This is a genomic window from Pelagicoccus mobilis (genome assembly GCF_016595505.1).
Classification (GTDB): domain Bacteria; phylum Verrucomicrobiota; class Verrucomicrobiia; order Opitutales; family Opitutaceae; genus Pelagicoccus; species Pelagicoccus mobilis.
On the sequence record NZ_JAENIL010000053.1, the window covers coordinates 15,476 to 28,994 of the forward strand.

Here is a 13,519-nt window from a genome sequence, read left to right on the forward strand (position 1 = left end):
ATAGGTCGTCTTTGCTTTTTTGACGTATGTGAAAAATCCAAATATTGCGGAACCTAAGCGGAGTTTTATCCACTATTTCAATACATGAACAGCCAGGGATTTGCCGATATTGAGCACTCCCTCGCTATTGTAATGCACCTGGTCGTATTTGGGAAAGTCATCCGGTTGCTCCACTGTTGAGCTTGGAATAACAAAAACATTATCCATTTCCACGGCCAATTCCTCCTGACTCCTTCGAACCTCCTCAATAAAGCGAGATTTCATATTGTTCACCTGCAAGTAGACGAACTTGAACTCGGAGTCCGGCAAGTCCCGCCTGAGATTCCCGATGAACTTTTTCAGGTTCTTTTTGTAAGCTTGCGCTGAAAACTCGCGTCCCGCATCGCTCTCTCCCTGCACCCAGGCCACTGCCTGAATATCAACTCCCTGATACCCCTTCTGCTGGGCGAATACTTCAAGAGCCTCAATTTTTTCCAGCATCAGCGCATAAAGCCGATGCTTAATCTCGCGCGTCTCCTTCACCTGTTCGGCCTTTTCCCGCGTCCACTCCTTTTCCCATGCCGCGTAGAGCGTCGTCCCGCCAACCGCATACTTGAAAAACAACAGCTCTTCTTCGGAGTAGGCCTGGGAGACCGAATCGATGAAGCTATACTCCGGTCCAAAGGTGCCATTTACTTTGTACGGTTTCTCCACCGCTCTGCGGCTGGGGCTCAAGCCGGAAACCTCCCACCTCGTCTCTTTGCCACAGAAATGGATTCGATCACTCTCCTCCAGGCTCTTCGTCCATTCGGAATCCAGCGAGGAATAATCCCCCCATCCCGCCATATTCGACTGTCCGAGCAGCAAATAGGTTTTGAGCTTTCCCTTCGACGCCTCCGCGAAGCCCGCCGCAATCGGCATCAGTAACAGCGCGAACAAAACGCCCTTCAGCTTAAGGTTCATATTTCTTTTTTTGCTTTGCGCTTCGATTTACTCACCCAGCTTACGCTGCTGGATCAACGTTCGCACTTCATCACCTGCGGGGAGCGGTTCATCTACGTAACCGTTTTGGGCGAGGAAATTAAAGTAGCTGAAATAGATATGCATTAGCTCCGGCGTCAGATAGGACTTATTCTGCGCAGTAAGGCCGTGCCCTTTGCCCGGAAAAACCCACCATTCGAAATCAGAACCGGCATCGATCACGCCTAGCCCGAAGATCTCCATCGTTTTCATTGGGATGACTCGATCGGAGTCGCCGATTATCGCGATGGTATTAGGCAGATTTTCATTCAAATTGTGCACTGGCGATATATCCTTGCCGAAGTACCCGCCCAGGTCCAAAGCCGGAGACCCCAGCAACAACAGGTTTGGGGTGGTTTTGATCGAGAGATCGTCGGCCGGGTGGTTATGGCCTTCAAGCGTTGCCAGCGCAGCCGCAAGATGACCACCCGCAGAGTTTCCACCAACAGCGATCCGTTCTGGATCGACGCCCAGTTTCTCCGCATTGGCACGCAGCCAGCGCATGGCGCTTTTGGCATCCTCTACGCAAATCGTCGGCTTGCCGCGCTTTTTCCTGTCCAAAAGCCGATACTTGAGCGCGAAAGCCGAAACCCCGTGTTCTGCGAGATAACGGCTCCATCGATAGAATCCTCTGGGGCTCCCTCCCCGAAAGCTGCCACCGTGGATATAGATATGTGCTACGTTGTTGCCAGGAGCACGTGCATTCGCCGGAGCAAAATAATGCAGCTCTACGCCTTCGCGCACCCTAAAGATCTCTGTCGGCTCCAAAGCGCCTGCTTTATAAGACGCCCAAATCTCGTCCGAAAACTCACTCGCGCCGCCGGAGCAAACCAATGCGAGCATTACCACCATCCCAATGATCGATCTATTTCTATTCATAACGCTTCCCTTAAGTTGCTAGTGCAAGCTTTACCCACTCCCCCTCCGCCAAGGTCTTAGCTCACGACTATTCGTAATCGGTATTCGGATACTCCTCGTATAGATTCGCGACAATCAATGCACTTGCCTAGAATCGAGAGAATTGGTCTATCAGCGATTACTCCAAGTGATCTCCAATGCCATTTCCATTCTCGTCCGTAACTCCCGAGAGAGGATGCTCCACGACCGCTTTCCAAGCGATTTCACGGAAGATCTTGTCTAATTCCTCGCTCATGAAACTTGGATTGTTCTTGAACTTGATAGGCTCTGAAATGAGTTCGGGGGATTTGCCGTAAATCGTAGCATAGAAGACATAACCCTCCAGACGATCGAAGCCGGGTCCCAAGTGTCCACGTTGGTCATTCCAGATAGAATACTCTTTTCCACCCACTACCTTATACAGGCCCTGAACCCCAGGAAGCTCGCCCCGATTGAACCGCTTGGCCGCCTCGGTCATGGCGGCATTGGTCGGAAGGATGTACACTTTCTCTGAGGTTTCGCGCAGCGCAGTCACGAGCTCCGCAAAGGTTTTGTTCGCGGCATCGTTGAGCTCATCGAAAACCTCATCGGTAAAAAATGATTCCGATTCCGGGTTTCCTTTCCGCTTATATTGCATCTGAACCTGACCCAGCGTAGGCCACGCGTCGATGAGGAAGTACTTCATGCCCGGATTGTATCGTTCGCAAAAATCGATCCAGCTCGTGTAGAATTTCGGTCGATCAGCGGTGTAAGGGCCCCATATCATCCCTTCCCATTCCGCATTGGAAATAGCGGCCAGGAGTTTCGGCAGAGGCTTACCGTCGAATTCGAATATGCCGTTTTCCTGCTCCCACTTGTAACTCACGCTACCCGTGCGCCCACCGCCATTGTGCAGACTAAGCGGTTGTTCGAACCCAGCGGCGCGGGTGATGGACGGAAAGGTTCTATAACCGGGCGCTGTAAAGCTGTGGCCCGTCCCCACAATGCGGAGAATACCATCGTCAGGTTTGGGAAAGGACATGGCGTCTCTAGAGTCTGCATACGTGCGTCCAGACTCGCCGCGCTTATAAATGGCCATAATCTCTTCCGGCGTTTTGAGACTGACCGCGTGAGGCGGGAATTCATCCTTCTCCCAACCGGGATCGAATGTCGGAATCGCTCGCGCTGCAGCGGCCTGACGTGCATTTCGCTGCTCGGAGTCTTGTGACTGTTGACGGGCATTGCGCTGCCTGGATCGCTGTAATTGTTGGCGAGCAGCTTTAAACTCCTCCGGCGTCAGTTTGCCATCGCCATTCAGATCCGCTTTGGGAAAACGCTTGAGCACTTGAGCCAGACGCTCCTCGGTGAGCTGTTGGGCTTGCACTTGAGAGAACGGAACGGCAGCCCCTAACGCGAGACCAGCAAAGAACAGAATTGAGAGTTTGCATTTCATAATCGATATTTCCTTCAAGGTCCCTTCGTATTTGTTATTCGACGACAATAATTTTTCCAACAACTAGGAGCTACATCCGGACAGACCTGGATAGCAGAGTCAACAGTCGGCACAAGCAGTTCGTCCCTACAGTCATAAGCACTCTTTTTTGAGTTTTCAGATCTACTCACCTTACTTCACTCCAAAGTAGTGTCGGTACCATGCAGCTTCCCTTCCGAACTTATTGGAAAATCCCGGTCGTTGCTGAGCGTCGCGCCAGCGTTCTAATTTTTGCTGAAGTCGGTCCGCAATTTCTGGATACCTCTTTAGTACGTTCTTAGTTTCATGAGCTTCGCTATCCATATCAAACAACATTCGTACTCCGTTTTCCAACTCGTAAAACTTCCACTTTCCTTCGCGAATAGCGGACTGCCCCCAGAAACGCCAATAGAGAGTCTCGTGCGGGTCCTTTGTGTTCCCTCCCACCAAATGCGGCATCAGATCAACGCCATCGATTTCTCCGGGCTCGGTTTCGACGCCCGCCAACGCTAAGGCGGTCGCTCCCGAATCAAGCGACAAGACGGGAGCCTCATAGACCTGAGCTGGAATATGATTTTTCCAATACACGAGATAAGGCACGCGAATTCCGCCTTCCGAGATCATCCCCTTCTCGCCGACCATCGGGCCATTCAACGAACCATCCCAGCCAGGCTTATTAAAGGGATCGTCAGCCATGTGAATTTTGAGCGGTGCGCCGTTATCACCGAAATAGAAGATGATCGTATCGTCCTCGATACCGTATTCACGCAGAGCCTCTACGATCGCCCCCACCCCGTCATCAATGGCGGCAATGGAAGCCAAAGCCCAACGGCGACGTTCCGGCATATCTCCGGGAAAACGATCAAAGTGTTTCTTAACCACCTCTATCGGAACATGCGGGGCATAGTAAGCGAGATACAAAAAGAAAGGCTCGTCCTTGTGCCGCTTGATGAAGGCCAGAGCCGCCTCGCTTTGCTTATCGACACGAAAGGTCTCCTGATCCACTTCGCGCTCCAGTGGCAGGTCATTACCCTCCAAATCGAAGTTGCGCAGATAGGTGTTCATTGTGCCATCATAGACATCAGTAAAACCTCGGCTAACTGGGAGGTAAGGTCTTCGTAGCCCCTCAGGAACCCTTGGGTTCTTTTGCTTCAGACCTTCCGACCAATCTCTCTCCATCCAAAATCGACTATTGCGGTTCGGCTCGAGGTGCCACTTGCCGACGAATCCTGTCGCATAACCCGCCTCTCGCATTCGCTCCGCTATTGTGACCTCCTTAAGGTCCAACGGGGCACGATGATTTTCATCCAACCCGAACCGAGTCTGATAACGCCCCGTAACGATGCCCGCCCGCGACGGGATGCACTGCGGAGCGGTCACATAACCTTGCGTCATCAATGCTCCGCCCTTGGCAAGAGCATCCAAGTGCGGTGTGCGAATGTCCCCAGAAAGTCCATACGCCCCGAGATCGACGTACCCGTGGTCATCGGTGACGATTATGATGACATTCGGGGAGCGCGAAGCTACCCCCTCTGAGGCCGATGCGTTTCCAATCATTGAAAAAACCAGCGCGGAGAACAGCAGCCTTTTCGCAAACTTAACACTTCTCATTTTCATCTCCTTCTAAATTCGTTTTTCTTCCGCAAATGCATAGGGAAAGAGCATGTGCATTCCCTACTTAACTTTGAGCAAACGGACCGGACCAATCAGGCCTGAGGGATGCAATGCATCGGTTTGTTTCCAGTGCTTTGCATTCCCCCCACCGAAGCGAAACTCAAAGGTCTTTCGTTGACTATCGGCAGGAAACGGTTGGCCGTCGCGAATCTGCGGATAGATGTTTTCATACGAAGCCAGATACTCGTCGCCGATGAAGCGATTGATCCAAAGGTTCGTGACTTCAATCTCCAGCACATTCTTTCCGGGCTTTACCGCCTTGCTGATGTCCACCTGGTACGGGGAGCACCAGAGCAGGCCCAGATCCCTGCCGTTGAGCTTCACCCGGGCCATAACCCCCACTTCGCCGAGGTCGAGCATCAGCGAATCCGATTTGGGAACCCTAGGAAGCGTGAAGGATCTACGGTAGATCGCGCTACCCGAATAGTATTTAATTTCTTGATACGCGTGTTCGTTCCATGGAAGTAAGGTTTTAAACTCAACAGCGCCTTCCGGCCCCCAGTTCGAATCGAAGGTAGCCGTCCAATCCTCGTTGAGCTGCATAACTTCCTTGGGCTTTGGCAGGGGCGCGGTTTCGCCGGTTGCCTGAGTGGGCGAGCGAAAAGCGACAAAGATGGAGCCGGAGGCAGGCATCTGAAGTCGCACTTCCGTACGGCCATCTTCGAGAGCTTTCCAGCTTGAAGCCGGTTGCGTTTTACCCGTCACCGGATTCCACAACTCAGGCAATTTTCCTTTGATCCGGAAGCTCGCAGCTACCTCACGTGGACGATCCGTCTGATTGGAAAGGAAATAAAAGTCGTCTTCTCCAACCCGGTGATGATTGAAGAAAACCTTTTCCGGAACTTCGCAGTCCTTGGTCAGTTTTGCAACGGCAGCCTCAAAGGCGTCTGGGCTTTGGATGAGTCCGCTGTCCCAATATTTCTCCACTAGCGCAGCCAGTTTCGCATCCTGCGCTTCATGGTTGCGGTATGAAGGCGAACGCAACGGTCTCGGCGCGAAAATTTTCGCCCCCTGTTCTGCAAGCTCCCCGAGTTTGGCCACACGCTCCGGAAGCATTAGTTCGGCTCGTTTGAGCAACAAAACCTGATAGCCGGTATCGAGCCGTTTGCCCTTATGCGTTACTCGGATCACACCCTGGTCATCCACCGAAAGATCGTTCAACGAAGCCATGCCTCCGAGATCAAAATTGAAGCCGGGGATGTCCTTCATATCAACGGGCTCGTTGCCTGCGATGAACGAATTGAACCCGCGCCCATCTCCGTAGAGCGCCAGCACGTCCGCCTGATAGCTGCCCGACTGCATCAGAAACTGACACCGCGCGATGTAGTCCATCCAATCGCGGGACTTGCTGAACCAGGTATTGTTGCGGTGGAAATTTCCGCCATACGGCCCAAACGTCATGCCCGGCTGAACCGAATCGTCGAAGGGCTGGTGCGCGAAGGTGTGGAAATAATAACGGTTAATCCCCCGGGCAAAGGCGCGATCGCCCCATTTTTTAATGCGTCCGGGATGCGCAGTCCAGTCGGCTTTGAGGCTGGTGAATGCCTCGGCACCGACAATCGGGTTCCCGGAAAGATGGGCACCGGATGGAATGATCTGCGCCGTCCAGGTCCACAAATTCCGATCCGCTTCCCGCTGCCAGAATTCGGTCAATACCGTATCGCCGATCAGGGCGGTGGCGGTGGCGTCAAACGCTCCGCTCCCATAGGGTTCAAGCTGCAGCTTAAATCCTTGCTCATGGCATTTTTCCTCAAAATACCCAAAGTAGTTCTCCTGCATCAATTCAGCAACGGTAACCCGCATGTCCCAGAGCACCCGCTCGGTCGTTTCGGTATCATCCACGACGCGTCCCGTAATACAGAGCAACCAGGGTAAAAAGTCATACCCTCGCCGCTGGGAAAACTCTCGCGGAAGCGCCTCGGTCCAGTTCTGCATACCCACTTCAAAGCTATCGATACAGATCGTCGTTAAGGCCTCGCGGCCTTGGGCGTTGGCGATGAGCTTGTTGATATATTCCTCCCAGTGCAGATCAACGGCTTCGCGACTGAGCTTATCGATTTCCAACCCGGTTCCCCCTTCAGTTGCCGGTTTGTTCTGGGCACCGGTTGACATGTATCCAAATCGTAAGACCGTCCACTCGCCGTTTTCCGGAGCCCAGTCAAGATTGCCCTCGGCATTCATCCGGTCGGTCAAATTGATAATCGAATCGGCGGATATAATGGCATCGGCCGGAGCCTTGCGGAGGTCGGGAATAAAATGGATTCCCTTTGCATGATGGTCATGGAGCCCCTTCTGTTCCCAGCGCTCGATACGATAGTCATCATTTGTCGGCGTGGGAAACGCCATGACAGCGATATCGCGGTAAAAATCGACATCCTTCATGTGAGGTCGTTTGTCTCCCACCCTTTTGCCGATACCCAGCGTCACCGACTCGGCATCACCAGCGCGGATGGTTGCTTCACTCCAAACCACCATTTTCATGGAGTGCTCCGGCGGCACCCACGGACCGCCCGTACTCGACCAGCCGGACGCATTGTTAAACCCTGCATCCAGCCCAAGGCGCTCGGCCTCGGCAACCGCAAAAGACCGAAGCTGATGCTCCTCCTTTGAATTGTATGCAACGGGGCCGACCGGAATACCCACCGATGCATCAAACAGCACGAAACCACCAATGCCCACGGCCTTCATGGCCTCCAGGTCTTTAGTGATCCCCTCCTTCGACACATTGCCGTTTACCCAGTGCCACCAAGTGTAGGGCCGGGCGCTGTCCGGTGGTGACCTAAAAAGCTGCTCAAGGTTCTGCGCATGCGCCGCTGTTGCGGCTGCAATCATCAATCCGACAATCCACTTCTTCATTACTTACTCACTCTCGACGGGCGGCCTACCGGCCAATCCATATTCTGCTTCTCAAAAACGTTTTCAAACGACCTCGCTTCGGCATGCGTCGCATCGTAGCGACTGTTGGTCTTCGGGATGTAGCGAGTTTCGACGTTTTCATTGATCCACCCAACCAACTCTTTGAATAGCGCCTGCGTACGCTCAGGCTCGCTCGCCGAGAGCTCCCTTGTTTCCGAAATATCCTGGCGAACATTATACAGCTCCAAGTGACCTTCCCAATCGAGGATCAGCTTCCAGTCCCCTTTACGAATGGCGGAGCGCGGCGCGGTGAGCTCGCCCTTTTTCAAGCCAACGCCCACATAATAAGGGTAGTACCAGAAAAAAGTGTCGCGGGAATACTCGCCGGCTTTGTTCTTCGGATCGTGCAGCAAAGGCATCAACGATTCGCCGTCACCAGAGTTCGAATACTCTCCACCGAACTGAAGCAGAGTTGGATAGAGGTCGTTGCAATCGACCGGCACATCGCACAGGGCCGGGTTGAACCCTTCGGGATACCAGACCATTAGCGGGACGCGGATACCTCCTTCGTAGACGAGCGCCTTTTCACCTTTGAGCGGAGCGTTACAGCTAAAGGTGGGCTTTCCATTTCCATCCAGGCGTTCAATGCCACCGTTGTCGGACATGAAGACGATCACCGTGTTATCCGCCTGCCCAGTCTTCTCCAGAGTTTGACGTAATGCCCCGATGGAGTCGTCCAAGCTGCGAAGCATGGCCGCATAGGTCGGGTTGTTCTGCTGGTTCCAGCCACGCGTTTTCTTGTTCTCAAAATGCACGATATCCTCTGGCTTAGCGCCAAACGGGGTGTGTACAGCGAAGTGGCAGAAGTAGAGGAAGAAGGGATTATCCGACTTCGCCTGCCGTTCGATATAGCGGCAAGCCTGCACCGAAAGATCATCCGTCAGGTAGTCCTCTCCAGTCTCCTCCCCGGAGTATCCTTGATGCAACTCCGCCTGAGCCATTTTGGGATGCTCCTTCTCTTTCCGGTCCCAGCGATCGCGCCAGTTGAAGTAAACCGATCCCCCAGAGTCGAACCAAGCCAGCTCTTCAAAGCCCTGGTCGGACGGCGAGAAGCCTTCCGATCCATGCCCGCCCAAATGCCACTTGCCGATAAAAGCCGAATCGTATCCAGTCAACGCTTCGGCGATCGTGGTCTCCTCGAGAGGCAACGCGATATTGGACATCCCCTGTGTCAAAGGCCAAAAGGGGCGATCGGTCTTATTTTCAAAACCGTCATGATCGTAGAACCCGTCCGGCGTATCCAATCCTTGGTTATAGTGAGTCTTAAACGCCCCCGGCGTAGCAGTCATGAAGCCAAGACTGGCAGAGTTTTTGCCCGTAATCAGGCTTGCCCGAGTCGGCGAACAGAGCTGGTAGGCGTAGGCCTGCGTAAACACCACCGACTCGTCAGCCAACTGATCGAGGTGCGGCGTTTCGTAGTAGCATTCCGAACGTTCGACTCCTTTGACCCGTGCCGCATAGGACACCAGATCCATGTAGCCTAGATCGTCCGCTAAGACGAATATGATATTCGGTTGCTTTGCAAAGGCAGATCCAGCGCCACCTAGGATGGCGATAGCAATAAGTAGATTCTTCATGCGTTCTCTTTCAGGGTACCGGGGTAGCTTTCTGAAATCCTGATAATCAATTTGCCCATCCCCTTCACGCATGTCAGTCAGGAGATCGCTTGACTGTCAATTACCCCAAGTCTTGCGAGCCGTGCCAGCCCAGAGCCAACTGATGCTGCAACCACCTACCCTTGCATAAATGACCTCTCTTCGCCCCCTACTCGCACTCGCAAGCACAATAATCATCGCTCTAAGCACACAGGCTAGCGAACGCTACAATGTGCTCCTCATCTCAATTGACGATTTGAATGATTGGACCGGAAGCCTCGGAGGCCACCCGCAAGCAAATACGCCCAATATCGATCGACTCGCCGCCGACGGGATTCTTTTTGAGAACGCCCACTGCCAGGCCCCCGTTTGCCAGCCCTCGCGGGCCAGCTACATGACGTCCCGCTATCCCTCTTCCACCGGTCTTTACTTCCTCAATCCAGGCATCCGCTCATCCCCTGCGCTTGAAGGTAGCCTTACCCTTCCGGAACGCTTTGCCAAGGAAGGCTACAAAATTATGGCAGGCGGCAAAGTCTTCCATTCCACCGAAAGCGAAGAGATCCTCGATCCAATCGGCGAATACGCCGGCAGAATGGGCGGCTTCGGTCCAATTCCCGAAGAGAAAATCAGCCAACCTTTTGGTCATCCCCTTTGGGACTGGGGAGTGTATCCTGAAAACGACGACGAACTGCCCGATTATAAAGTCGCCAAATGGGCTGAAAAACGCCTGCTCGAAGAGCACGACCAACCATTCTTCATGGCCGTAGGATTCTTCCGACCCCACGTCCCCATGTACGCGCCAAAGAAATGGTTCGACCAATTTCCCCGCGACCAGGTGATGCTACCGGAGGTAAAAGACGACGATCGGACTGACCTGCCATCCTACGGAGAGAATCTCACCCGTCTGGAACACGTTTCACCTCCCCACCAGTGGCTGGTCGAAAGCGGCGAATGGAAACACGCGGTACAAGCCTACCTCGCCACTACAACATTCGCGGACTACTGCTTGGGGATCGTTTTGGATGCTCTCGAAAGAAGTCCCCATAAAGACAATACAATCATCGCGCTCGTTTCCGACCATGGTTTTCATTTGGGCGAAAAGAGCCACTGGGCCAAACGCACGCTTTGGGAAGACGGAACCCGTGTGCCTCTCATCTTCGCTGGTCCGGGCGTCAAACCCGAACTGCGCAGCAACCGCTCAGTCGGCCTCATCGACCTCTACCCGACACTTCTGGAGCTCAACGGACTCGACGCCGATCCAAAGCACGAAGGCCTATCGCTAATGCCTCTGATCGAGGATCCCGAAACGAAATGGAATAGACCCATTCGCACCACTTTCGGAAAAGGCAATCACGCCCTACGAAACCAACGCTGGCGCTACATTCGATACGCAGATGGTTCGGAAGAACTCTACGATCACAAGAATGATCCCAACGAATGGGACAACCTCGCATCAAATCCCGAATACAGCAAAATCAAGAGACGACTGGCCAAGCATCTCCCCACAAGCGAACAGCCCATCCTAGGCAAAGGCTCTACCGGACACAAAGCCCTCTCAGCAACCGAAGCCGCCTTACGCAAGCAGTGATATCCAAGCTCAAGACACCGTTAATCGAAAAACCGAGCATGCTCTTCTCCAGCTATCGAGTAGAGCAGCAACAGACTCAGACCGCTTCTCCCCCGTCTCCAAACGGCACTCTCATCTTTCGCAGCTTCCCGATCTAGGACAGAAGCGACATAGCTTCTCTCCGCACAGATATACCGAGGGCAGGAAAGCCTTCGTACCACTACGACGCATCGCCGTCCTCATCGCCAGCCTGCATGAACCTGCTCCCGTTCGAGAACTGCGTTTTCGAGTGGCGTTGAGGAATTTTTTGTCCTACTGCCCATTCGATCCAGCCGACCTACCAGCCCCATTCGGAACTGGCACGGTAGGAGGGACTTGAACCCCCGACCCACGGATTAGAAATCCGTTGCTCTATCCAGCTGAGCTACTACCGCACATCCGCCAAGCAAGCCTCAACTCGCTCAGCTTCGGCAGGTTAAAAGTCCTGCAACCAAGCTTGTCAAAACGGAAACTCGAATAAACACAAGCCGAGCGCCGCAAACAATTTCATAGACAGGCGCTACAATAGGACTAGCTTCTTGCCCTATTTCCTAGAGCTCAAGAGATATGGCACACCAACTACACCCAAACATCGACCTCGAGACATTCGAATCGCTCGCCCAGAAGGGGAACGTTATCCCTGTCTACGCAGACCTGATGGCCGATCTCGAAACGCCGCTCACAGCCTACGCGAAGCTCAAGACCGACGGTCCCGCATTCCTGCTCGAGTCCATCGAAGGCGGCGAGCGCCTCTCCCGCTACACCTTCATCGCCTGCCGTCCTCGCAAGGTATTCAAGTGCTACTGGGAAAAAACCATCATCGAGGAGTCCGGGCTCGCCCCTCGCGAGATCGATACCCCGCAAGACCCTCTCTCTTTAATAGAAGAGGAGATCGCCAAACACAACCCGGTCGAAATGCCCGAGCTCGCCCCTTTTACCGGCGGAGCAGTCGGGTATGTCTCCTACGAATACATCTCACGCGTCGAAACGGTAGTGCCTATCGCTAAGGCAAACCAGCACAGCTCGCCACTCGCTTACTACATGCTAGCGGACTCCATGGTCATTTTCGACCGGGCCAAGCAAACCATGCGTCTCCTCGTAAACGCTCGCCTCGAAGGTCACGCCTCCCCGACCGAGGCTTATCAAGCCGCCCTCGAAGAACTCGCCCAACTTAAGGCCAAGCTCGAGAGCCAATGCTCGCTCGCTCCCGCCACCCTCAACCCTCCTTCCGAAATCAAGGTCCCCCAGGGCAATTTCGTGAAGAAGGATTTCGAAGACATGGTCGAGCGCACTAAAGAGTACATTCGCTCCGGGGACATTATCCAAGTCGTCCTCAGCCAGCGCTTCGAGAAAGACTTCGGCAAAAGCGCTCTCGACCTCTACCGCGCCCTTCGCACCGTAAACCCATCCCCTTACATGTTCCTTCTCGAGACCGACGACTTCGCTATCGTCGGCGCCTCTCCAGAAGTCCATGTACGCCTCACCGGAGACAAGGTCGAAATCCGCCCCATCGCCGGCACACGCCACCGCGGCAAGACCGAGGAACAGGACCTCGCTCTCGAGAAGGAACTGCTCGCAGACGAAAAGGAAAAGGCGGAACACCTCATGCTGGTCGACCTCGCCCGAAACGATATCGGCCGCGTTTGCGAGTACGGCACCGTCGAAGTACCCGACTACATGATTGTGGAACGCTACTCCCACGTAATGCACATCGTCTCTCAAGTCGAAGGCCAGATCGCCAGCGACAAGAACGCGTTCGACCTCATGCGGGCAACCTTCCCGGCCGGCACCGTGAGCGGCGCCCCAAAAATCCGGGCCATGCAGATCATTTCCGAAAACGAGCCCGACCAACGCGAGTTCTATTCAGGCGCCCTGGGCTACTTTAGCTACAACGGAAACCTCGACACCTGCATCACGCTCCGTACCGCCATGGTCAAGGACGGCAAGGTCGTCATCCAGTCAGGCGCCGGCATCGTCGCCGACTCCGTACCCGAAAGCGAATACCAAGAGACCATCTTCAAAGCGTCCGCTCTCTTCAAAGCAGTCGGACTTGCCGAAAACTTCGAGGGCTAGTCACCGCCTTTCCAGCTCCCTCAGGAAGCTATACGCCCTTAGCATTTCGCCTAGGACGATAACCCCTTGTCCCTCTATAGAAAAAGGAGCGGTTTTTGGCGGTTTTCGACCTAGGACCTTTCCCTATTGCGCGCAATATTCGCCAACCGCGTAGAATGACCTAGCTGGCTCGCAGAGCCTGTCATCACTTGGCAGTGGCTAACACCTACCCCTAGATACGCAATCAGGGTCTTTACCCACCCATAAGGTTTCTTTTTTCGCTTTTTTCCTAATTTAATGCGGAGAATCCTCGCTTTTTTGCAAATTGAT

The 13,519-nt window shown here is 53.8% G+C and carries 8 protein-coding genes and 1 tRNA gene; 2 read left to right on the forward strand and 7 right to left on the reverse strand.

Annotated features, from left to right (window positions below; all coding sequences use genetic code 11):
• Positions 1–72 precede the first annotated feature (72 nt).
• The 6 genes from JIN87_RS22360 to JIN87_RS22385 all read right to left on the reverse strand — a co-directional run bounded on the left by JIN87_RS22360 (position 73) and on the right by JIN87_RS22385 (position 9,513).
• Positions 73–942 carry a sialate O-acetylesterase gene (locus JIN87_RS22360; RefSeq protein WP_200357858.1) on the reverse strand — a complete coding sequence of 290 codons (870 nt, stop codon included), beginning with the start codon at positions 940–942 and terminating at the stop codon, positions 73–75.
• Between the two features lie 27 nt (positions 943–969).
• Positions 970–1,878, reverse strand: a complete 909-nt coding sequence (locus JIN87_RS22365; RefSeq protein ID WP_200357859.1) for an alpha/beta hydrolase — start codon at positions 1,876–1,878, stop codon at positions 970–972.
• A 157-nt stretch (positions 1,879–2,035) separates the two neighbouring features.
• The gene (locus JIN87_RS22370) at positions 2,036–3,328 is read right to left on the reverse strand and encodes an EF-hand domain-containing protein (protein WP_200357860.1); all 1,293 of its coding nucleotides are present in this window, start codon (positions 3,326–3,328) and stop codon (positions 2,036–2,038) included.
• 171 nt (positions 3,329–3,499) lie between these two features.
• Positions 3,500–4,957, reverse strand: a complete 1,458-nt coding sequence (locus tag JIN87_RS22375) for a sulfatase family protein (protein WP_200357861.1) — start codon at positions 4,955–4,957, stop codon at positions 3,500–3,502.
• Positions 4,958–5,020: 63 nt separating this feature from the next.
• A complete protein-coding gene (locus JIN87_RS22380; RefSeq protein WP_200357862.1) occupies positions 5,021–7,876 on the reverse strand; it encodes a glycosyl hydrolase in 2,856 nt (951 codons plus the stop codon).
• The gene (locus JIN87_RS22385) at positions 7,876–9,513 is read right to left on the reverse strand and encodes a sulfatase (protein ID WP_200357863.1); all 1,638 of its coding nucleotides are present in this window, start codon (positions 9,511–9,513) and stop codon (positions 7,876–7,878) included. Before JIN87_RS22385 ends, JIN87_RS22380 begins: the two co-directional genes overlap by 1 nt.
• 169 nt (positions 9,514–9,682) lie before the next feature.
• On the opposite strand from JIN87_RS22385, the gene JIN87_RS22390 reads away from it, so the two are divergent.
• Complete coding sequence (locus tag JIN87_RS22390; protein ID WP_200357864.1) at positions 9,683–11,119, forward strand: sulfatase; 1,437 nt, start codon at positions 9,683–9,685, stop codon at positions 11,117–11,119.
• Between the two features lie 336 nt (positions 11,120–11,455).
• Here JIN87_RS22390 and JIN87_RS22395 read toward each other — a convergent pair.
• Positions 11,456–11,532 (reverse strand) — tRNA-Arg (locus JIN87_RS22395).
• Between the two features lie 172 nt (positions 11,533–11,704).
• Between JIN87_RS22395 and trpE the strand changes: the two genes are divergently transcribed.
• Positions 11,705–13,210: an anthranilate synthase component I gene (trpE, locus tag JIN87_RS22400; RefSeq protein ID WP_200357865.1), complete on the forward strand. Its 1,506-nt coding sequence runs from the start codon at positions 11,705–11,707 to the stop codon at positions 13,208–13,210.
• Positions 13,211–13,519: the final 309 nt, after the last annotated feature.

Excerpts from the sequence above, each read along its gene's own strand:
- JIN87_RS22360 (WP_200357858.1), bottom strand. The coding sequence starts at position 942 with ATGAACCTTAAGCTGAAGGGCGTTTTGTTCGCGCTGTTACTGATGCCG.
- JIN87_RS22385 (WP_200357863.1), bottom strand. The coding sequence starts at position 9,513 with ATGAAGAATCTACTTATTGCTATCGCCATCCTAGGTGGCGCTGGATCT.
- trpE (WP_200357865.1), top strand. The coding sequence starts at position 11,705 with ATGGCACACCAACTACACCCAAACATCGACCTCGAGACATTCGAATCG.
- JIN87_RS22380 (WP_200357862.1), bottom strand. The coding sequence starts at position 7,876 with ATGAAGAAGTGGATTGTCGGATTGATGATTGCAGCCGCAACAGCGGCG.
- JIN87_RS22375 (WP_200357861.1), bottom strand. The coding sequence starts at position 4,957 with ATGAGAAGTGTTAAGTTTGCGAAAAGGCTGCTGTTCTCCGCGCTGGTT.
- JIN87_RS22370 (WP_200357860.1), bottom strand. The coding sequence starts at position 3,328 with ATGAAATGCAAACTCTCAATTCTGTTCTTTGCTGGTCTCGCGTTAGGG.
- JIN87_RS22390 (WP_200357864.1), top strand. The coding sequence starts at position 9,683 with ATGACCTCTCTTCGCCCCCTACTCGCACTCGCAAGCACAATAATCATC.
- JIN87_RS22365 (WP_200357859.1), bottom strand. The coding sequence starts at position 1,878 with ATGAATAGAAATAGATCGATCATTGGGATGGTGGTAATGCTCGCATTG.